Annotated in this window: 17 protein-coding genes and 2 pseudogenes; 10 read left to right on the top strand and 9 right to left on the bottom strand. The window is 62.4% G+C overall.

The features are described 5' to 3' along the window. Positions 1–525: 525 nt before the first annotated feature. Entirely contained in the window at positions 526–1,188 is a 663-nt protein-coding gene (gene hisH, locus BDK88_RS11190) for an imidazole glycerol phosphate synthase subunit HisH (RefSeq protein ID WP_130500452.1), read from the bottom strand. Positions 1,189–1,539: 351 nt separating this feature from the next. On the opposite strand from hisH, the gene BDK88_RS11185 reads away from it, so the two are divergent. The 5 genes and pseudogenes from BDK88_RS11185 to BDK88_RS22330 all read left to right on the top strand — a co-directional run. Next, positions 1,540–2,808 carry an MFS transporter gene (locus BDK88_RS11185; RefSeq protein WP_165396952.1) on the top strand — a complete coding sequence of 423 codons (1,269 nt, stop codon included), beginning with the start codon at positions 1,540–1,542 and terminating at the stop codon, positions 2,806–2,808. Positions 2,809–2,838: 30 nt separating this feature from the next. Continuing rightward, the gene (tsaA, locus tag BDK88_RS11180) at positions 2,839–3,270 is read left to right on the top strand and encodes a tRNA (N6-threonylcarbamoyladenosine(37)-N6)-methyltransferase TrmO (protein ID WP_130500450.1); all 432 of its coding nucleotides are present in this window, start codon (positions 2,839–2,841) and stop codon (positions 3,268–3,270) included. A gap of 302 nt (positions 3,271–3,572) precedes the next feature. Then, positions 3,573–4,568 (top strand): ABC transporter ATP-binding protein, encoded by a 996-nt coding sequence (locus BDK88_RS11175; RefSeq protein ID WP_242611668.1) that lies wholly within the window; start codon positions 3,573–3,575, stop codon positions 4,566–4,568. Then, complete coding sequence (locus BDK88_RS11170) at positions 4,568–5,377, top strand: ABC transporter permease (RefSeq protein ID WP_130500448.1); 810 nt, start codon at positions 4,568–4,570, stop codon at positions 5,375–5,377. The genes BDK88_RS11175 and BDK88_RS11170 overlap by 1 nt, the downstream gene beginning before the upstream one ends. Then, a pseudogene (locus BDK88_RS22330) lies at positions 5,374–5,580 on the top strand (DUF7861 family protein); the annotation flags it as partial. The gene BDK88_RS11170 and the pseudogene BDK88_RS22330, both read left to right, overlap by 4 nt. A 6-nt stretch (positions 5,581–5,586) precedes the next feature. On the opposite strand, the gene BDK88_RS11165 reads toward BDK88_RS22330, so the two are convergent. The 4 genes from BDK88_RS11165 to BDK88_RS11150 all read right to left on the bottom strand — a co-directional run bounded on the left by BDK88_RS11165 (position 5,587) and on the right by BDK88_RS11150 (position 8,392). Next, entirely contained in the window at positions 5,587–6,708 is a 1,122-nt protein-coding gene (locus BDK88_RS11165) for a TDT family transporter (protein WP_130500447.1), read from the bottom strand. Between the two features lie 272 nt (positions 6,709–6,980). After that, positions 6,981–7,577 carry a uracil-DNA glycosylase gene (locus BDK88_RS11160; protein ID WP_130500446.1) on the bottom strand — a complete coding sequence of 199 codons (597 nt, stop codon included), beginning with the start codon at positions 7,575–7,577 and terminating at the stop codon, positions 6,981–6,983. 69 nt (positions 7,578–7,646) lie between these two features. Next, entirely contained in the window at positions 7,647–8,213 is a 567-nt protein-coding gene (locus BDK88_RS11155; protein WP_130500445.1) for an endonuclease dU, read from the bottom strand. Next, positions 8,213–8,392, bottom strand: a complete 180-nt coding sequence (locus BDK88_RS11150; RefSeq protein ID WP_130500444.1) for a DUF5786 family protein — start codon at positions 8,390–8,392, stop codon at positions 8,213–8,215. Before BDK88_RS11150 ends, BDK88_RS11155 begins: the two co-directional genes overlap by 1 nt. A 219-nt stretch (positions 8,393–8,611) precedes the next feature. Between BDK88_RS11150 and BDK88_RS11145 the strand changes: the two genes are divergently transcribed. Then, complete coding sequence (locus BDK88_RS11145; RefSeq protein ID WP_130500443.1) at positions 8,612–9,223, top strand: MBL fold metallo-hydrolase; 612 nt, start codon at positions 8,612–8,614, stop codon at positions 9,221–9,223. 75 nt (positions 9,224–9,298) lie between these two features. Here the strand turns inward: BDK88_RS11145 and BDK88_RS11140 are convergent, their stop codons facing one another. Then, complete coding sequence (locus tag BDK88_RS11140; RefSeq protein ID WP_008014099.1) at positions 9,299–9,448, bottom strand: 50S ribosomal protein L40e; 150 nt, start codon at positions 9,446–9,448, stop codon at positions 9,299–9,301. 115 nt (positions 9,449–9,563) lie between these two features. Between BDK88_RS11140 and BDK88_RS11135 the strand changes: the two genes are divergently transcribed. Then, positions 9,564–10,469: a hypothetical protein gene (locus BDK88_RS11135; RefSeq protein WP_130500442.1), complete on the top strand. Its 906-nt coding sequence runs from the start codon at positions 9,564–9,566 to the stop codon at positions 10,467–10,469. Positions 10,470–10,501: 32 nt separating this feature from the next. Here the strand turns inward: BDK88_RS11135 and BDK88_RS11130 are convergent, their stop codons facing one another. After that, positions 10,502–11,005 (bottom strand): DUF367 family protein, encoded by a 504-nt coding sequence (locus BDK88_RS11130; RefSeq protein WP_130500441.1) that lies wholly within the window; start codon positions 11,003–11,005, stop codon positions 10,502–10,504. 86 nt (positions 11,006–11,091) lie between these two features. Between BDK88_RS11130 and BDK88_RS11125 the strand changes: the two genes are divergently transcribed. Continuing rightward, positions 11,092–11,451, top strand: a complete 360-nt coding sequence (locus tag BDK88_RS11125) for a nuclear transport factor 2 family protein (RefSeq protein WP_130500440.1) — start codon at positions 11,092–11,094, stop codon at positions 11,449–11,451. Positions 11,452–11,473: 22 nt separating this feature from the next. Here the strand turns inward: BDK88_RS11125 and BDK88_RS11120 are convergent, their stop codons facing one another. Continuing rightward, a complete protein-coding gene (locus BDK88_RS11120) occupies positions 11,474–12,667 on the bottom strand; it encodes an MBL fold metallo-hydrolase (RefSeq protein ID WP_130500439.1) in 1,194 nt (397 codons plus the stop codon). Between the two features lie 213 nt (positions 12,668–12,880). Between BDK88_RS11120 and BDK88_RS11115 the strand changes: the two are divergent. Together BDK88_RS11115 and BDK88_RS11110 are read left to right on the top strand one after the other, a co-directional pair. Next, a pseudogene (locus BDK88_RS11115) lies at positions 12,881–14,411 on the top strand (stage II sporulation protein M). Between the two features lie 243 nt (positions 14,412–14,654). After that, positions 14,655–17,558, top strand: coding sequence for a PAS domain-containing sensor histidine kinase (locus tag BDK88_RS11110; protein ID WP_165396951.1), 2,904 nt, complete (start codon positions 14,655–14,657; stop codon positions 17,556–17,558). A gap of 70 nt (positions 17,559–17,628) precedes the next feature. On the opposite strand, the gene BDK88_RS11105 is transcribed toward BDK88_RS11110, so the two are convergent. Continuing rightward, entirely contained in the window at positions 17,629–19,005 is a 1,377-nt protein-coding gene (locus BDK88_RS11105) for an MFS transporter (RefSeq protein WP_130500437.1), read from the bottom strand. Between the last annotated feature and the right edge of the window lie 101 nt (positions 19,006–19,106).

Here is a 19,106-nt window from a genome sequence, read left to right as displayed (position 1 = left end):
TATAGGGGCCGCTCCAGTCGTTCTCCACCCCGCAATGCCGCTGTATGCGGAGACACACACCCCGCGGTGCCGCTGTAAGTGCCTGACAGTGTCGGGTCACGAGAAACAGGGGTTAGGTGGTGCTGAGCGAGAGAGTAATGGTTTCAGCGACCTGATCAGGCGAACAATCAAAATGGACTGCAACCGACTTCATCAACTCGAGCGGCGGTTCTGCGTTCGAAAACGATCGAACACGACTGCGTTCAAAAAGCTCAATGGACGTTAACACAGTAGTCGTATTTAGTAATATCGTCTTCGAGTCGAACATTGGAGTAATCGGCGTCACCGTGTTTCCACTCGATCAACCGTGTCACGGAAAATATCGGACAGCAGCCGCTATCCTACCTCTTTACAGCGGCACCGTGGGGTGTGTCTCTTTATGCGGTTTCCCCGCCGCTCGGTTTAGTAGTCGCCACTGCTCGATTTGTCTGATCGTAACTCCTCAAGTCAGAACAACTTGACGAACGCATCGAATACGCAGTAGCGTTATTCTTCAGCGCAGATTTCCACGAAGTTCTGCAGAATCCGTAGTCCGGTCTCGCCACTCTTTTCGGGGTGGAACTGCGTGCCGAAGACGTTGCCTGCCTCATTTGCGACGATCGAGGGGAACTCCCGTCCGTACTCCGTCGTCGCGACGACGGCGTGCTCGTCGTCGGGGGCCGCGTAGTAGGAGTGGACGAAGTAGGCATAGTTCCCGTCGACGCCTTCCACGAGCGGGTGCTCGCGCTCGACCTCGAGTTCGTTCCAGCCCATATGGGGTACCTTCTGGCCTTCAGCGAATCGGACGTTCGTGCCGGGGATCAGATCGAGTCCCTGGACGGCCGACTCGCCGTCGGTTTCGCCCTCTTCACTCGTCGTGAGCAGCATCTGCATGCCGAGACAGATACCGAACAGCGGCGTGCCGCTTTCGGCGACCTCGAGGAGGTCCTCACGAAGCGGATCGGCGTTCTCGACACCTTCGCGGAACGCGCCGACGCCCGGAAGGACGACGCCGTCGGCGTCGTGGAAAGCCGCAGGGTCGTCGGTGATCTCGACGTCGGCACCTGCACGCTCTAAGCCACGAGTGACACTACGGAGGTTTCCAAGCCCGTAGTCGACGATGACGACGGAGGCAAGCGTCTCCTCCGGTGGGGACGAAACGGTGCTCATACGTCTACTCGGTGTGGCCCGTTCAAGTGAATTGCCATTCGGGCAATCATCCTCACGGGGCGAGGGGGTGCCCACAGCCAGCACTGCCGGGCGGCTGCCATCGATGGTGAGCCCCGCTCTCGTATCCGCCGAAATATTGTTCATTATTGTGAATACTGAGATGAAGATTGATGCGTGGGGGCGGTGTTCTCGTTGGTAACACAGCCCCAGTATGGTTTCGATCATAGTTCTCTCGAGTTCAATAATCACCGGAAGGAGCCATTTAAATGCAGGAATCGACATCCCTCGAGGACAGCAGCTGTCTCCGGTACCGAAGGCACTATTAACAACCGGAGACTGAATAACAATTGCGTGGCGAATACAAGACTAATACGACTTAGACAAACGATACGAGATGTCTTCGACGCGCGTGGCATCCCGGCAGCGGACCAGCGGCTCATCGGCTATACGACGGGGGCACACGCACTCGATCACCTCGTCATCCTCTCGATTCCGCTGTTTATCCCCATCTGGATCGCCGAGTTCCAGGTGACGACGTACGAACTGGGACTGCTCGTAACGCTCATGACCGGGTTGTACGGAGCCATGGCGCTTCCGTCCGGCATTCTCAGCGATCGGTTTGGTGCGGACACGGTGATCACCGGCTTCTTGCTGTTGACCGGTGGGGTGTTCCTGGCCGTTCCCTTCATCGATTCGTTCGCGGCGTTGGCAGTCGTGGTCGCGCTGGCAGGCGTCGGTGCCGGGTTCTACCATCCGCCGGCGCTTGCCTTCATCAGCCGTGAGGCGGAGGCACCGAGCAAGGGCTTTGCCTACCACGGCATCGGTGCGAATCTCGGAATCGGTATCGGGCCATTGCTCATCACCGCCGGACTCGCGGTCAGCGACTGGCGAACCGTCCTCGGACTGCTCGCGGTCCCACTGCTGGGATTCGGCGTGCTCTTTGCGCTCCGTGGCCCCTCGGATTCGAACGACCACACGGCGTCGGCGCACTCGCTCGGTGACGTCCTCACCCAGCTCCGTGCGCTCGTCACTCCCGTCTTCCTCGGGATCATCGCCGTCTATGTGTTCGCGGGGATCTACTACCGCGGTACACTGACCTTCCTCCCGCAGTTCATCGACACGCTGTCGTCGCTGCCGAGTCTGGATCTCGCCGGCGCGTCCGTCGGTGCTGGCCAGTGGCTCTACTCGCTAATCCTGCTGACCGGGTCAGTCGGTCAGATCGTTGGCGGCCACCTCGGCGAACGCTTCGAGATCGAACGCGTCCTGCTTGGCGTCTTCGCCGCGACGAGTCTTGCGTTGCTCGCCCTGGGTGGCCTCTCCGGCACTGCCGTCATCGGGGTCGGGCTCGTCTTCGGTGCCCTCCTCTTTACGCTCGCGCCGCTCCAATCGTCACTTGTCGCGAAACACACGCCTGACGCGGGACAGGGCATCGGCTTCGGGCTCGTCTTTACCGTCAACTTCGGAATCGGCGCACTCGGTGCCTCACTGGCCGGCTGGCTTCTCTCAAGCAGCTCCTACTCGCTGCTCTTTGGCGTGCTTGCCGTGTTCCCGCTCGTCGCAGCCGCCGCGGTGCTTTCGGTCTCGAAGACAGGCCGCCCTACTGAATCGCACGCACAGTAATCCACTTCAAATCACAGACACACGACAACCATGACCATCACGTTCACCCCAATCGGACACGTTCGCTCACCGTACGACACGCCTGCAGCCGTCGACCACGACGCGGTCGACGAGACGACCGGCGAAATCGTCCTCAAGGACGACTACGAAGACGGCCTCGAGGGAATCGAGGACTTCTCACACATCGTCGTCTTCGCCCACTTGGACGAGATCGACGAGTATCGACCGATTGCTCGGCCGCCACACGCCGACGATATCGAAGTCGGCACTTTCGCGACGCGGAGCCCCCACCGACCGAACCCACTCGCCCAGACCACCGTCGAGTTGCTCGAGCGCGACGGGACGACGCTGCACGTCAAAGGACTCGATCTCGTCGATGGAACGCCCGTCATCGACGTGAAACCCTACGTCGGTTCGATCGACGACGAAGACGTTTCCTTCGGATGGCTCGAGGACCTGTAAACTACCCATCTACTCTCTCGGCGCATACGCGCCTCGGTCTTTGATGGTGGGGCTTTAATGTGGACTCCCTGTAATCAGTCGTCGGCAATATACCGTTGACTCTCACCGTTCAACGGCTGCCGAAGGCGTTGGCCTCGCACTTTTGTAGCTGGGGTACTTAAATAGCGCTCGTGACCGCGCGGGAAAACGAGCGGCAGCCAAACGGTGAGCCCGTCGATCACCGTCTCGGTGACCGATCGGCCGTGAGCGCCGCCGATCGGCTGTCGCTCGATGATGGGACCCGCAGCGAGGGAAACGATCCGCTGTCGGACCGCTCTTCCCATGTTAATACACCGTCGACGGAGGACAGCGGCATCGCTGTTTCCGTTACTGGTCTGCGAAAGCGCTTCGGTGACGGAACGGCGTCCGTTATCGCCGTCGACGACGTTTCCTTCGACATCGAAACCGGCTCGATTGTCGGTCTGTTGGGACCGAACGGTGCCGGAAAAACGACGCTCATCAAGTCGATTCTGGGCATGGTGCTTCCAGATGAGGGGTCCGTTCGGATCAACGGCGTCGATGTCTATGAACGCCCTCGAGACGCATACGCACACGTTGATGCGATGCTCGAGGGAGCCCGGAACGACTACTGGCGGTTGACCGTCAGGGAGAATCTGCGGTACTTCGCGACGATCAGCGGCGTCGACCCGGATTCGGTTCGTGGCCGCCACGAGCGGCTTCTGACACAGTTGGGACTTGCGGAGAAAGCGGACGTTCCCGTTCGTGAGTTGTCGCGAGGGATGAAACAAAAAGTCTCGTTGGCCAGCGTCCTCGCTGGCGGTGCCGAGGTTGTGTTCCTCGACGAGCCGACCCTTGGACTGGATATCGAAAGTTCGCGAACGCTTCAGCGGGAACTGCGACGCCTCGTCGAGGAAGAAGCTCTCACCGTCGTGCTCAGCAGCCACGACATGGATGTCGTCGAGACGGTGTGTGACCGCGTCCTCATTATGTCCAACGGCGGGGTCATCGCGGACGACACCGTCGACGCGCTGCTGTCAGGCTCCGATTTGCACTCCATCGAGATTACGAGTCGCGATCTCGATTCGGCCATCGTCTCGACCCTTGAGGAGCGCTTCGAGACGATCAGCGTCGAACCGCGCGAGCGAGGGCACCGGATCACCGTGACGACGGACAGCGATGGACTGTACACGCTGTTGGCCCACCTCCGCGCCGAAGATGTCTCCCTCGAGGGCGTCCGAACGATCGAACCGGATCTCGAGGACGTCTTCGTCGACTTGACGGCCGGGAGGGACCGATAATGGCCAGCCAGCAGGGAACGGATGAAACGCCGCGGCCGGCCGGTTACTATCACCTCGCACGAGCAGTGCTCTCCCGCGAATTTCTGATCTTCGTCCGCTATCCCGCCAACGCGATCGGCGGCATCGTCATCTCGGTGTTCTTCTTCGGCGTCCTCTTCTATGGCGGACAGATGATCGCCGGACAAGCGCTGACCGACTCGATCGAGGGGATCATCGTCGGCTACTTCCTGTGGACGCTGTCGGTGGGCGCGTACTCCTCGATCTCGAACGACATCGCGAGCGAGGTCCAGTGGGGAACCCTCGAGCGCCACGTGATGACGCCGTTCGGGTTCGCACCCGTGGCACTATTGAAAGGCGTCGCGAAGATTGTCCGGACGTTCATTACCTCGACGGTCATTCTGGTCGTGATGATTCTTCTCACCGGCACGACGCTCCAACTGAACCTGCTTACGATCGTCGTCGTCGCGACGCTGAGCATCGTCTCGGTGCTCGGGCTCGGGCTCGCAGCCGGTGGGGTGACGGTGCTCTACAAACAGATCGGCAACTGGCTGAACCTCCTCCAGTTCGGGTTCATCGTTCTCATCTCCGCTCCCGCGTTCGACCTCGGGTGGATGCAGGTGCTCCCGCTTGCCCACGGCAGCGCCCTCCTTCAGCGGACGATGGTCGACGGTATCCGTCTCTGGGAGTTCACAGCGTTCGACCTCACGTTGTTGTTCGGCACTGCGGCCGGCTATCTGGCGCTTGGGTATGTCGTCTTCCAGTATGCGACCCGCCGGGCGCGACGCCTCGGTGTGCTTGGCGACTACTGATCGACACGGATCGGTCACCACACTCCGCGCTCGAGTCGATTACCGGCCGGGATGACCACTGCGTCTTCGAGGTCCGAACCGCCGCCGGCGAGACGATCGAACTCGTCGTCACGACTTCGATCCGGGAGCTGGTGTTGCGACGGCTCGACTGCGCGGACGACGAGTCACCGATCGGGTCCCGCGTCTGGTATCGGCAACACGGCAGCTGGTTACTCACCTGTGAACGCGCGGCCACGGGCGACGAGTCGAAAGGTCTGTCCTGCGGTAATCGTCCAGATGACCAGCAGCAGCGCCGTCACTCCAAGCAGGACGTGGCCGAAAACCGCGACACCGAGGAAATGTGCAAGCACGTCGGCCGAGACGGCGAACGCACCAATCGGGAAGGTGTAGGCCCACCACGTGAAGAAAAACGGGTGGGTCCGACGTGTGACGTAGTAGGCGACGAGCGCGCCCGTCAGGACGAACCACCAGGCCGAAAAGCCCCACAGTAACAGCGCTAGCAGCTTCAAAAGTGGCACCAGCGGTGCGACCGCGATGTCGAAGCCGACACCAGCCTGTAACGCGTGGGTGAGTCGCGCGAGATCGATGACGAGGACGGATGTCGGCGCGAGTCCGATGGCGAACGTCGGGGCGAGTTTTTCGTGGGGCAGCGTCTCGTAGGCATACCGGTAGAGGACGATCGAGCCGAAAAACAGGAACAGGAAGGTCCCCACGCCGAGGGCGATCACTGAGACGGTGAAGATCGTCTGACCAACGAGCGTGCCGGCGTAGTACTCACTGGCAAGCAGGAATCCGAGCAGCGGAATCACGAGATGAGACACCGGTGGGATATACCACGCGAAGACGCCATCGTCGGGACCGATCCGGTCGTTGGTGAACATGAGCGTGACCAGCAGGAAGCCAAAGCCGAAGATGCCGACGCTCCCGGCGGCAAACAGGCCGGTCAGGAGCGGCCGAAGCGTCGCCGCTGACAGGAACCCGCCCATCGTCTGGGCGATGCCGACGCCAAGCACGATCAGCGTGATCGGCATCGTCGGGAAGAACTGGCTCCGGATCGGGTGGGTCAAGTCAGCCCACACCCGGTTGGGATAGAGGACCAGTCGCAAGCACCACGGGATCAGGTACGTGACCGTCGCGACCGCTGTCAAGCCGACGAACGCCATGGCGAGCGTCGCGACGGGGGCGAGATCGGCCCGTGCGGCGACCAGCGCCAGCGCGATACCAAGCACGCCGGTCCCCATCGTCGATCCGAACCACTGTGGTCCGAAGAATTCGATCGTGGTCGCGATCCGCGACCACGTGTCGTCTGTGGTCCGTTCTACATTACTCATACACAGCTAATATAGTAGCAAGTGGGCACAACTGTATTTGAAGGTGTCGACTACGCTCTGTGACGGGCTCCAACTCTAGTCAGTTCTCATCCCGAAACCGTGATGTATTCGACTCTTCATCTCGACACCCGATTCGCAATGCATTTGGCTGTATGGTACACATCGCACAATACAATGATGGGCGACGTTACCGTCGAAACCGACGCGTTCTAGCTGCCTTCGTCGACTTCAGCTCCTCGAGCGAAGTGTAACGCGGGTCCGACTGCCGGCTCTCAAAAGCCGTCGAGTCGCGTTTGCCCTCCCTCACTATCGTCGACGCCCGCGAGGTCTGCTGCCCGCTGAAGTGCGTTCTCGAACGTCTCCGCCTGACTGCGATCGTACAGCGTCGCCGCCGGGTGGACACAGATCAGCAGTCGCTGCGGCGTCCCGTTGATCCGGACCTCTTCGAGCGAGCCTGCTTCTTTGGTGACCGCGACCGACCGATCGAGGAGGTGTTCGCTCGGAACTTTCCCCAGCGTGACGATCACCTCGGGATCGAGGTGGTCGATCTCGCGCTCGAGGTAGTCCCGGCAGTGCTCGAGTTCCTCGGTCGTCGGATCGCGGTTTTCAGGGGGCCGACAGCGCACGCAGTTAGTGATCCGAACATCAGCGCGTGCGAGACCGACGGTTCGGAGGCCGTCGTCGAGGACCGAGCCACTGCGGCCGACGAACGGTTCGCCCTGTTCGTCTTCGTTGGCCCCGGGCCCTTCGCCGACGAACAGCAGGTCGGCGTCCTCGGGACCGACACCGTTGACGATCTGGCTCCGCGAGTCGACCAACGCCGGACAGCGCGTACACTCCGTGACACGGAGATCTTCCATCTCTCCCATACTGGTGGCTCACGCGGTCACCTTCTACCTCTTTCGGGATGCAGGTGCCGGTCACCGTCGCAATCGCTGTCACTCGAGCGACCGGGCGTACGAATCGGCCGCGCGAGCCGCCAGCCGGGCGACGCGAATCGGCTCCGGACGGCCACCTGCGGGCGTAAACGCTCGAACGGTCTCGTCTACCTCGTCGGGCTCGAGGCCGGCGGCTCTGACGTAGACGGTGTCGCCGTCGAGCGATAATTCGCGTCGCTCGGGCAGTGCCCGGTAGGTCTCGAGGCGTGCCTCGAGTTCGGGACCCGAAAACGCGTCACGAAGACCGGCCGCGAGTCCGTCGCTCGCCTCGAAGGTGACGGCGATCACCGGTCGCTCGGCTGCCTCGTGAATCCGAGACAGGTCGAGAATATTGTACCATGCGGGGGCGACAGCGCCGAGCATGACGTACCGGGCGTCCGGTCGCTCGAGGTCGTCGAGCAGTCCGAGAACGGCATCAGTCGCGTCGGTGCCTCCGACATGACAGGAACTGTACGCGAGGCCGTCACAGACGCGGTCGACGCGAACGACGGCACCGGCGAGCGTACTTCGACCTCGATCGCCGCGGTACGATTCGGCGATGCCCAGCGCCCGCACCCCGGACTTCATCAGGTCTCGTCTTCGTCTTTGATCTCCTTGAGCCGATCGAGGAGTTCGTCGCTCGATGCGCCGTTTTCGAACTCGATGGTTCCGTTGTGGCTGTTCGATCCCGACTTGACTGCGTCATCGTCGTCAAAATCAGCGTCTACCTCCTGCTGCTCGGATTCGTCGTAGCTCCCGAATCCCATACAGTGTCCATTATGCGGTTCGGATTGAAAAATTCAGTGGTCACTGGTTTATTAGGGATCGCCAAGTCGCCGGGACGTTCCGGAGGTGGCCCAACACGACCGGTCCGAGCATTGGATATAACTATCTCGTCATATAGTGGACCGACCGGAGAACTGTCGGACGGTCCAGAGCAGTCATCGATGATACCGTTTTTGCCCTCGGCCGTCGACGACTCCTGTATGGAGGTTCACCACGTCACCGAGAACGCGGAGACGTTCACCTGTAACGTCTATCTGGCTGTCGACGACCGGCCGACACTGATCGACGCCGGTTCCATGGAGGGCATCGTCGACGAGATTCGGCACCACACCGACGGGCCCGAGGCTGTCGTCATGACCCATCAGCACGGCGACCACGTCGCCCAGCTCGAGGCGGTCGTGGAGGCGTTCGACCCCGAGGTGTACGCCTACGCCGACCATCCGATGCGTACCCACGCGATCGACGACGGCGACACGGTCGTGATCGGTGACGAGGAGTTCGAGGTCGTCTACACGCCGGGCCACGCCGACGACCACGTCTCGCTCGTCTCTGAGTCGTCGCTGTTCTCCGGCGACGTGGTCGTCCACGATGACGGTGCGTTCGACTACGGCAGCTTCGGCCGCACCGACATGGCCGGCCAATCCCGAGAGCGACTCATCGAGAGCATTCAAGACCTTCTCGAGCGGATGCCCGATACTGTCGAACACATGTACGCGGGCCACGGCGGCGTCTTCCACGGCGATGTGCGCGATGTGGTCGAGACGGCGCTCGAGCGGGCCGAAAAGCGAGCGCCGAAGTACCCCGACGAGTAGGACCGCGAGCGCTGTGCGTACCGGGTGCTGCAGCTATGCTCGAGTGGAACTGATGTGAGAAAACTGCTCGCTCGATTATGCCGCGCGCGCTTCCTTCGCCTTGGGGCGAAGCTTCTTGTAGCCGCACTTGCGGCAGCGCTTGGCGTCTTTGGAGTTGCGAGCGTTACAGCGCATGCAGATCTGCTTCTCGAGCATCCGTTTCTCGGCGACGTCGAAACTGGCCATACCTTGCCTTTGCTCGTGGAGCATTTAATCGCTGTGATCCGATCGGGGCGTTCGCGTCTCGAGCGACTAGTTCAGGAACTAACAGTTAGGTGCAGGCAACACGAAGTGGCCGATAATGGCGACCGATCCGGTTCGATGGACGTTCGACCCGCGTGAAAGCTGGCTCTCGCGGCTCGCGACGTACGCGCCGTACGGTCTCTTTGGCGGAGCCGGCCTTCTGGCCCTGAGTGGCGGTCTGGCGGTCATCATCTTCGGGACGGTCGACGTAACGGTGCTGGCGGTGCTCGTGGTCCTCGCACTTGTCGGCGGGCCACTGTCGCTGCTATATCTGTGGCTCCTCGTGAACTACGGGTCGAACGGGTCGAAGTGGCTCGAACAGCACACGAGGGGCCGCGTCACGAAACGCGGTGTCGCCCTCTCTGCGGTCGTCGGCGCGCTCCTCATCGTGACTGCGATCGCCATCGCAGCCGAGTTGTTGGCGGTCTTCGTCGCCGCTGTGCTGGTCACGGTCATGGTCGGCAGTCTGCTCACGACGCCGGTTGCACTCGAGCCACGGGAACGACGACTGACCCTCGGCGACGACGACCGGTTCGGTGGCGCGACTGTCGTGGGTCTCGAGAACGTCACCGGCGTCTGGCGGGTTCCGCTGGGGCCGCTGTCACGGTGGCGGCTCGTCGTGCTTCGCCGAGTGCGAGGGAACCCGGTGGTCGTTCCGGTTCCGGATCGGCACGTCGAGACAGTCGAACAGACGCTCGAGGCGGGCCTCGCCGCAACCCCAACCGCGGAGCCGAAGACGGCTGGCACGACGCGCCCGATGCGAATCGTGCTGGCCGCGATCGGGGTCGGATTCTTCGCGACAGCGGTCGGATTCGCCGCGCTGGCGAGCCAAGCGGAAACAGCGGCTAGCGGGCGAGCGATGGTTTTTACTATTTATCTCGGTCTATTCGCCGCGATCGCGCTCGGCTACGCCGGCTACGAGTCGTGGCTCGCACGCCGTACGACGCCGTCGTCGGATGAGTAAGACGATCGCGACAACCTGTTCCAGTGGGGCTGTCACTCCTCGTCGGCCAGATAATCGTCCTGGACCGCGACGACCTCGCTCGAGTCCGTACACTCGCTGTAGCGGCGCAACGGTTCCTCGTTGAGCGTCAGGAAGGTCTCGCCCCAGCGAAACGGCTCGAGGATGTCCTCGGCTAACTCCCAGTCACCGAGGATACAGGCCGCACCAGCGAGCGCTTCGACGGTCGTCAACTGGAACGGGCGGCCGTAGTTGATCGGATTCGCGGCGACGAGAAAGGGGAGTGCCCGATGAATTCCGCGCATCTTGAACGAGGCCGCCTCAGCGGACTCCCACGAGCAGTCGAGGGCGACCAGCGTCCCCAGCCCGTCGTCAGCGTCGGCCGGCGACAGCGCCTGCTCGGCGTGGGGATTGAGCACGATCCCGTAGGGTACCTGCCCCATCGACCGATAGAGGGTCGCTTTGTCGAACTTCTCGAGGCGACGCGCGGTACACTTATCGGGGTCGTCGTCGCCCTCGTAGTAGACGTGACACTCCACGCAAGGGGATACGAACGGGCGCGAGAAAAGCACACGGTTCGGGCCCGGAGTCGTACGCTTTTGTCGATGGCGACGAATGCGGTGATATGGATCCGGAGTCGGACGTGACGGACGCCGCGACGGACGAGAGCGCGACTGTCGTCCGTCGGTATTACAACGCGCTCGACGAGCACGACTACGGCGCGCTCGAGGAAGTCCTCTCGCCAGCGTTCTCACAGCGCCGTCCCGACCGCACGTTCGAGGACCGCGAGACGTTTGTCGCGTTCATGCGCGAGAAGCGACCGAACCCTGACACCAGCCACGACCTCGCGTCGATCGTCGTCGGGGACGACTGCGTCGCAGTGCGCGGCCGCGTGACCGACGACGGGACGACGCTGTTCGAGTTCGCGGACTTCTTCGAACTCGAGGACGATCGGATCGATCGGCTCGAGACCTACTCGCGGTAATACCGTCGGACGACCAGTCCGATCAGGCCGAGCAGTTGTTCGGCCCGAGCTCGAGTTCGACCCGGTCTTCCGGCGGAATCGCAGTGACACCGCGGTTGAACTCGATGATCTCCTCGTAGTTCGACGGCTTCTCGCCGGCGTCGGCCATGCGATCGACGAACGCGTCTTCCGCGAGTCCGAGCAGATCGATACCCGTCCGCGCGTCGCGGATCGTCGTCCGGATCGGCTCGCCGGGCGCGCCGTGTTCGAACTCACCGTCGGCGGTGACCGTCACGTGTCCCGGGAGGACGACGAGGCTCTCGGGTTCGGTCAGGACCGTCCGGTGGAGCGTCTCGTAGAGCATGCGTGCCCCTTTCTCGCCTTCGCCTCTGCTCGCGGTTTCACCGCTCGCGTCTTCCGAGGCGCTACGCGCCTCGCTCCCCCTGAACTCGAGTTCCGTCCGGCCCGTCGAGTCGACGTGGAGCGTGTCGGCGGTCAGCAACGCGCGGTCGTCGACCAGCAGGGAGATCATCTCGCTCGTGTGGCCCGGCGTATGGAGGGCTTTGAGCTCGCGGTCGCCAACGGAGAAGACCTTGTTGTGCTCGAGCAGAGTGTACTCGCGTTCGACGTCGCGCTCGCTGGCGTGCTCGCCGAGGTAGTAGGGAACATCGAGGTCGTCGGCCAACTGGCGACCGCCGGAGATGTGGTCAGCGTGGACGTGTGTGTCGATCACGCCCGTAATCGTGAGATTGGCTTCCTCAGCAGCGGCTTCGTACTCGTCGGTGTCTGCGGTCGGATCGACGACGACGGCCTCGCCCGTCTCGGCACAGCCGACGAGATAGCCCAGACAGCCCTTCGCACGTCGCTGGAGTTGGACGATCGTCACCCCCTCGCCGACGTTGACTTCGGCGCGGTCATAGACGCCGCTCCAGCCCTTCATACCGCCCTCGACGGCCGCAACGTCGAACTCGTCGGTCGCCGACTCCAAGCGCGTCGCCAGATTGCTCGAGGAGATCCCCTTCGCACAAATGGCGATCACGCGGTCGGTGTCGCCGACAACGTCTTGCAGGTCCTCGAGCTTGCCGTCGAGTTCCTCCTCGGAGCCGAACGGGAAGTGAACCGCTCCGGAGACATGCCATGACTCGTAGCTGTCTTCCGGACGGGTGTCGACGAGGACGAAATCGGCGTCCTCGTCTTGCAACTCCGCGAGTCGGTCTGGCGAAATTGTGGTAACCATACACGATTGTATTGCCTCGAGCGACGTAAGCGCCGAGTCGTCAATTGCCGGGGTCGGCGTCACTACCGGACTGCACCGGCCCCAGTGGCTTCACGCTCGAGCCACACGCTGGTTTGCCGTGACCCCGAACGGTGGCTGATCGAACCTGCAGACTCATAGTTCGGCGGATCGGCGAGTGTAGTTATTTAACTGATATAAACGCAAAGGGCCAGTATGGCTCTGTCAGATTTCGTTACCGCCGTCGTTGCTGTCCTCCGTCGTCGGCCGTCTGATCTCCTGCCGCTGTACCTTCTCGGCGCTGCGGTCCCCGCGATCGTCCGTGTCGTGCCACTGCTCGCGCTCGGCGTTGCCTACCTGCAGCTCTCGGCGACCGGTCGACTCGAGACGATCCGCGCCCACCTGACCGGCCTCGGGTCGCCGCCGAACCCCAACGCGAATCCAGAGGCGTTCGAGACGTGGGCCAGCGGACTCGACCCGCTTGTTGACCTGCTCGTGACGCCGCCGTTGCTCGCACTCGCCGGCGTCTCGGTCGTCGCGAGCGTGCTAGTGTTTGCAGTGCTGTCCGCCGTCGTCGCCGCAGGCCAGCTGTCGGCCTGTTACTGGCCGGCTCCGTGGGAGTCGCGGACTCCGAATCGGGCTCGACGGTGCATCCCGGTTCTGGCGTCGGGTTCTCGGACTGTTCGTCCTCGAGTTGCTGTGCTGGGCGATCGTCCTCGGTGCCGTCGGCGTCGGCACGGCGCTGTTCGCCGGCGGCGTCTCGCTTGCGGCCGGTTCGGGGGCCGTCGCGATCCCCATCGTCCTACTGGGCGCGTTCATCGCGTTCCTCAGCTTGCTCGTCGTTCGTGCCCTCTTTGCGTTTGCGCCGGTCGCGATCGTCGTCGACGACGCAGGCGTGTTTGCCGCCCTCCGGAACGTCCTCGGATTCGTTCGCGCACAGCCGGTGAACGCGGTGTTCTACTACGTGCTCGCGATCGGCGTGCTCGTTGCGCTCTCGACGATTACGGGCCTGTTTTCACTGGTCGATATCGTTACCGTCGGCTCGCTGCTCTCTGCGCTGATTGCCATGCCGGCGCTGGATCTGTTGAAGACTGCCATCTACTGTGGCTATCGGGATCGATTGCGACCCCCGGAGCCACCGACGCGATCGCTTCGCGACGGGATTCGGGCCGGACTCCGTCGCGGCTGGCAGGAACTGATCGGGTTCGTCCGGACGCACCCCGGAACCCACCTGTTCGCCGCTGCCCTCGGCCTCCTCGGGTTCTGGATGGGATGGGCGGCCGCCGGCCCCTTCGTTGGCACGTTCGAGGCCTCGATCGCGGCCCGTCTCGAGGGAGAGTTCCCGCCGACGATGGCAGCGAACCTGTTCGGCAACAACTGGCTGGTCGCACTCACGACAGCCTACGCCGGAGCCGCGTTCGCGATCCCGGCGATCGTGTCGTTGCTGTTTAATGGCGTCAGCCTCGGCATTTTCGCCCGACTCGAGGTCGATCCGCTCGAACTTGCCGCATTCGTCCTCCCACACGGCATCCTCGAGATTCCGGCGATCCTTGTCGCAGGCGCACTCGGAGTCTCCGTCGGTGGGAGCGCTTGGCGAACGTGGCGAGGACGCGCCGGTCGGACGGCGCTTGCGGATACGCTCGAGCGAGCGTTTTGGGTCCTGATTGGAATCGGAATCCTGCTTGCGGTCGCGGCGGTTCTCGAGGGCTTTGTCAGCCCGTACTACTACCGGCCGTTCATCTCGTAGCTCCAGACCGGTTTCGCCGGCGGTTATACTGTTGGACAGAAGTCAGTGAGAAGTCGCTCGTGAAAACCGGCTGTTGCCGGCGGTGATGGCCGAATCTGAGCGAGCGATCTTCAAATAGTTCTGTCCGACAGTATTAGCGAACCGAACGGCACTGGGAAGCGTCAAATTCGAGAGCACGAGAGCCGGACGACGGATCTCACGACCGGCGAGTAGCTTATGCCTGTCACTGGCCACTATGGCGTAATGAGCACACGGGCGGACGCCACAAATGAGGTATTCTGGGCCGATGCCGACGACGAGGTGGCGCTTGAGCGATATCGGATGCTGGTCGAGATGGTTGACGACGGAATCTACCAGCTCGATACCGACGGGACCTTCGTAGCGGTAAACGAGACGCTCGTCGAGGTGACCGGCTACGACAGCGATGACCTCCTCGGCGAACACATCTCTCTCCTTCTCGCCGACGACGATGTCGACCGGATCAACCGCGAAATCTCGAGCAGTCTCGAAACGGACGACGATACCATTGGGACCGTCAAGCTCGCCGTTCACACCGCAGGCGGGAAGACGATTCCATGCGAACTACGGCTCACTCCGCTCCAAGAGGGGGGCGAGTTTCGGGGAACGATCGGCATCGCTCGAGATCGCTCCGAGACGAAGCGCCAGCGAACACTTCAGCGCACGCTCGACAGGATCTCCGACGCGGTCTACGCGGTCGACGACGAGTTCAGATTCACCTACATCAACGGTCCCACCGAGGATCTCTTGCACCGCTCAGAAGGCGACCTGCTCGGCGAGCGCCTCTGGGACGTATTCCCCTCTGCCGCCGAGAACGACACGGTCCGAGCAGCGTTTCAGACGGCGATGCAGTCCCAGGAATCGACGCGCTACGACCGCTACGACGACACGCTTGACTCGTGGATTGAAGCGACACTCTTTCCCTCCGAGACCGGTATTACGGTCTCCGTCCGTGACGTGACCGAGCGCAAGACTCGCGAGCGAGAGTTAGAGCGCTTCGAGCGCATCGCCGAGACCGTCGACGACGGCGTGTATACGACTGACCACGAGGGGCGGTTCGTCTTCGTCAACGACGCGTTCGTCTCGATGAGCGAACACACCCGAGCGGAACTCCTCGGCGCGCACGGCTCCGTCTTCTTCGGGGACCGGTTCGTCGACACGGATGAGCCGGAATGGCGCAAACTGGTCGCCGACGAGTGTGATTCGATCGAGTTCGAGACGGACATCACCGACCCCGGCAGTGAGACGCTCACGGTCCACAACAAGTTCGTCCGCCTCGAGACCGGCGACGAAATTGGACGTGTCGGTGTCACGCGAGACATCACTGACCGCAAAGCATACGAACACGACCTCGAGCGGTACGAACGCATCGTCGAGACCGTTGGAGATGGCGTCTACCTCCTCGATGAAGACCACCAGTTCACGACGGTCAATAGCGCGTTCGCGTCGCTGACTGGCTACGACCACGACGAACTTATCGGATCGCACGCGGAACTCGTCTTTGGCGAGAAGTACGTCGAGATCGCCAACGCCAAACAGGCCGAAATGGAGGCCACTGGGTCGTCAGTCGCGGTCTTCGAAGAGGAACTATATTTGGCCACTGGCGATCCGATTATCGTCGAGAGCCGGTTCACGCTATTCGAGTTCGACGACGGTGAGCGGGGCCGAATCGGCACCGTCCGTGACGTCACTGACCGCGTTGAACACGAGCGCGAACTCGAGCAGTACGAGACGATCGTCGAAACCGTCAACGACGGCATCTACGTGGTCGACGAGGACGGCCGATTTACGATGGTCAACGACGCGTACACGGACCTGACCGGCTACTCCCGAACTGAACTGCTCGGGTCGCACGTCTCCCTCGTCGGCGACGACGAGACCATCGAGCAGGCCAAAGAGGTGGAGTCGGAACTGGCGGCAGGAACCGCCGAGGAGCCGATGGTCGAAGCAGCGATCCGAACAGCGGACGGAAATCGCGTTCCGGCTGAGGCGACGTTCTCGCTGTTGTCGGGCGACATGCGCGAACGAGTCGGCGTCGTCCGCGACATGACGGAGCGCAAAGAGCACGAACAGGCGCTCGAGGAAAGCGAGCGTCGGTACCGCACCCTCGCAGAGAACTTCCCGAACGGTGCAGTCGCGCTCTATGACGAGGACCTGACCTACACTGTCGTCGGCGGAGAGCTACTCGACGACCTCGAGATTCCCACAGACGACATCGTTGGCACACCCATCTCCGAGCGCTATCCCGCCGACTTCGTCGAGGAGATCGAACCCCACTTCCGTGCCGTCTTCGATGGCGAATCGACCTCGTTCGAAACGACATACCACGGCCGAGAGCTCCTGGCGTATACGCTTCCCGTTCGGAACGCCGGCGACGAGATCTATGCCGGGATGCTCATGATACAAGACATCACTGAGCGCGAGCAGTACCGCCGGAAGCTCGAGGCGTCCAATGAGCGCTTAGAACAGTTCGCATACGTCGCCTCCCACGACCTTCAAGAACCGCTGCGGATGGTCACGAGTTACCTCCAGTTGATCGAGCAGCGCTACGGTGACGTCCTCGACGATGACGGCACGGAGTTTCTCGAGTTCGCTGTCGACGGCGCAGAACGGATGCGTGAGATGATCGATGCCCTCCTCGAGTATTCCCGGATCGAGACGCGAGGCAATCCACTTGAGCCCGTCGACCTGACCGTCGTCGTTCAGGACGTCCTCGCGGACCTCCAGATACGGATCGACGAACATGACGCAACGATCGTAATCGAGGATCTGCCTCATGTCGAGAGCGATGTCAGCCAGCTCCGGCAGGTCTTTCAGAACCTGCTGTCGAACGCGATCACCTACAGCGGCGACGAGCCGCCGGCGATCGAGATCTCGGCCACGCGTGATCGCGAAAACTGGGTCATCTCGGTTTGCGACGAGGGGATCGGGATCGACCCGGACGACACGGAGCGCATCTTCGAGGTGTTCCAGCGGCTACACAGTTACGACGAGCACGCTGGGACGGGAATCGGGCTGGCACTCTGTAAGCGGATCGTCGAGCGCCACGGCGGGGACATCTGGGTCGATTCCGATCCCGGCGAAGGGACGACGATCTCGTTTACACTTCCCGCGACAGCATCCACGTGACTACATCGAACTTCGATCCGTAGTCCGTGAGGCGTCAAAGCAGCCGCCGGGGTATCGTGGGTTAGCGTCGCTATCGATATGCATCGAACTCCTCGCCGAATAGCAGGAAGTACGCGGTGCCGACGAGGCCGATCCCCGTCGCAATGGTGAAGGCGACAACCGGATCACCGGCGAACACTTGTGCGCCCGTCAGCGGGTTCGAGATGCCGTCCCAGAGCAGGCCACCAAGCGCGGCACTCGGAATGACGACTACGTTCCGCAGGAGGTAGTACGCGCCGGTCACCCGGCCGCCAGCACCCCGTTCGGCGGGGCCGACGATCAGTGCCTTGTGGGCCGGCAAACCCGCGAACCGAAGCCCCGAGAACGCAAAGAGGACTGCGAGGACGGCCGGATCGGCGGGTGCGTTGATCAACAGGACCGGAAAGACTGCATAGACCACGAACCCGAGCGCGACGACTGGCTTTAGCCCGACGCGTTCGGCAGCTTTCGCGACCGGCACCATCGTCAGCAGGGCGACGACCATCTCGAGGCCCAGTAAGAGCCCGAAGTACGACTGCGGCGAGAGGGAAATCGTGCCAACCACCGGCAGCGACAGTGAGAGGCCAACCTCGAGAAACCGGGTGACGACAATGACGAAAAAGACGTAGACCATCCCGTTGGCGAAACGAACCAGCGTATCGCCGATTAGCAAGGGGCGAAGTTCGTCGGGCATCGCACGGAGATCGGTGACGAGCTGGGAGAGCCCCTCGAACTCCTTCCCGATGTTGCCTTCGTCGGCGCTGTAGCGGACGTGCTGGATGATTGTCCCGACGACGCCGAAGCCGACGGCAACGAGCAAGAGCAGTTGGAACGCAGCCAGGACTGCACTATCACTCGAGCCGAACGGCGCGAACAGCGCGGCAGCGACCAGCGGGCCAACGAGGAAGGCACTCCGGCGAAACGTCTCGGTGCTCGCGAAGCCAGCAGCCAGCTGCGAGGGCGGAACTGCCTGTTTGACAATGGCGAAGGTCGCCCCGAGGCCGAACGATTTCCACGCCTGTGCGAGCAGCAAGCCGAGAAAGATCGCGACGATCGCAAGCGACGTCGGGCCGACGGTGACGTCTGCCAAGGCGGGTGCGACGAGCCAGATGCCAAAGCCAAGCGTCGAGCAGAAGCCAAAAACCGTCAGGGCGTATCGCGAGCCGAGCCGATCCGAGATTGCGCCGCCGGGATACGGATAGACGGCGCTGATAACGTTCCCGAACGTGCCAAAGAGGCCGATGACGAACACGGATGCCCCCAGCGCCGACATGTACTCGGCCATATAGCGGCCGGTCATCTGGAAGCCAAGACTAAAGGCGAACATCGCCACCGAGAGGACGAGGACGTCCCGCTCGAGCGCGAAAAACTGCCGGAACGCGTCCAACGGATCAGCCCGCCGGTCTGTGGACTCCTGCTCGAGGCTCATACCCCCTGGTTTGCAGGCCAGTGGCTTGAAACGTCTCCGTCGACCGGAGCCGACCGTCGATGCCGACAGCGGAATACGACAAAGGGAAGGGCTCATTAGCC

The sequence above is a fragment of the Natrinema hispanicum genome, assembly GCF_004217335.1.
In the GTDB taxonomy this organism is placed as follows: domain Archaea; phylum Halobacteriota; class Halobacteria; order Halobacteriales; family Natrialbaceae; genus Natrinema; species Natrinema hispanicum.
Note: the sequence above shows the minus strand (reverse complement) of the source record. Positions and strands in the feature narration are given on the sequence as shown.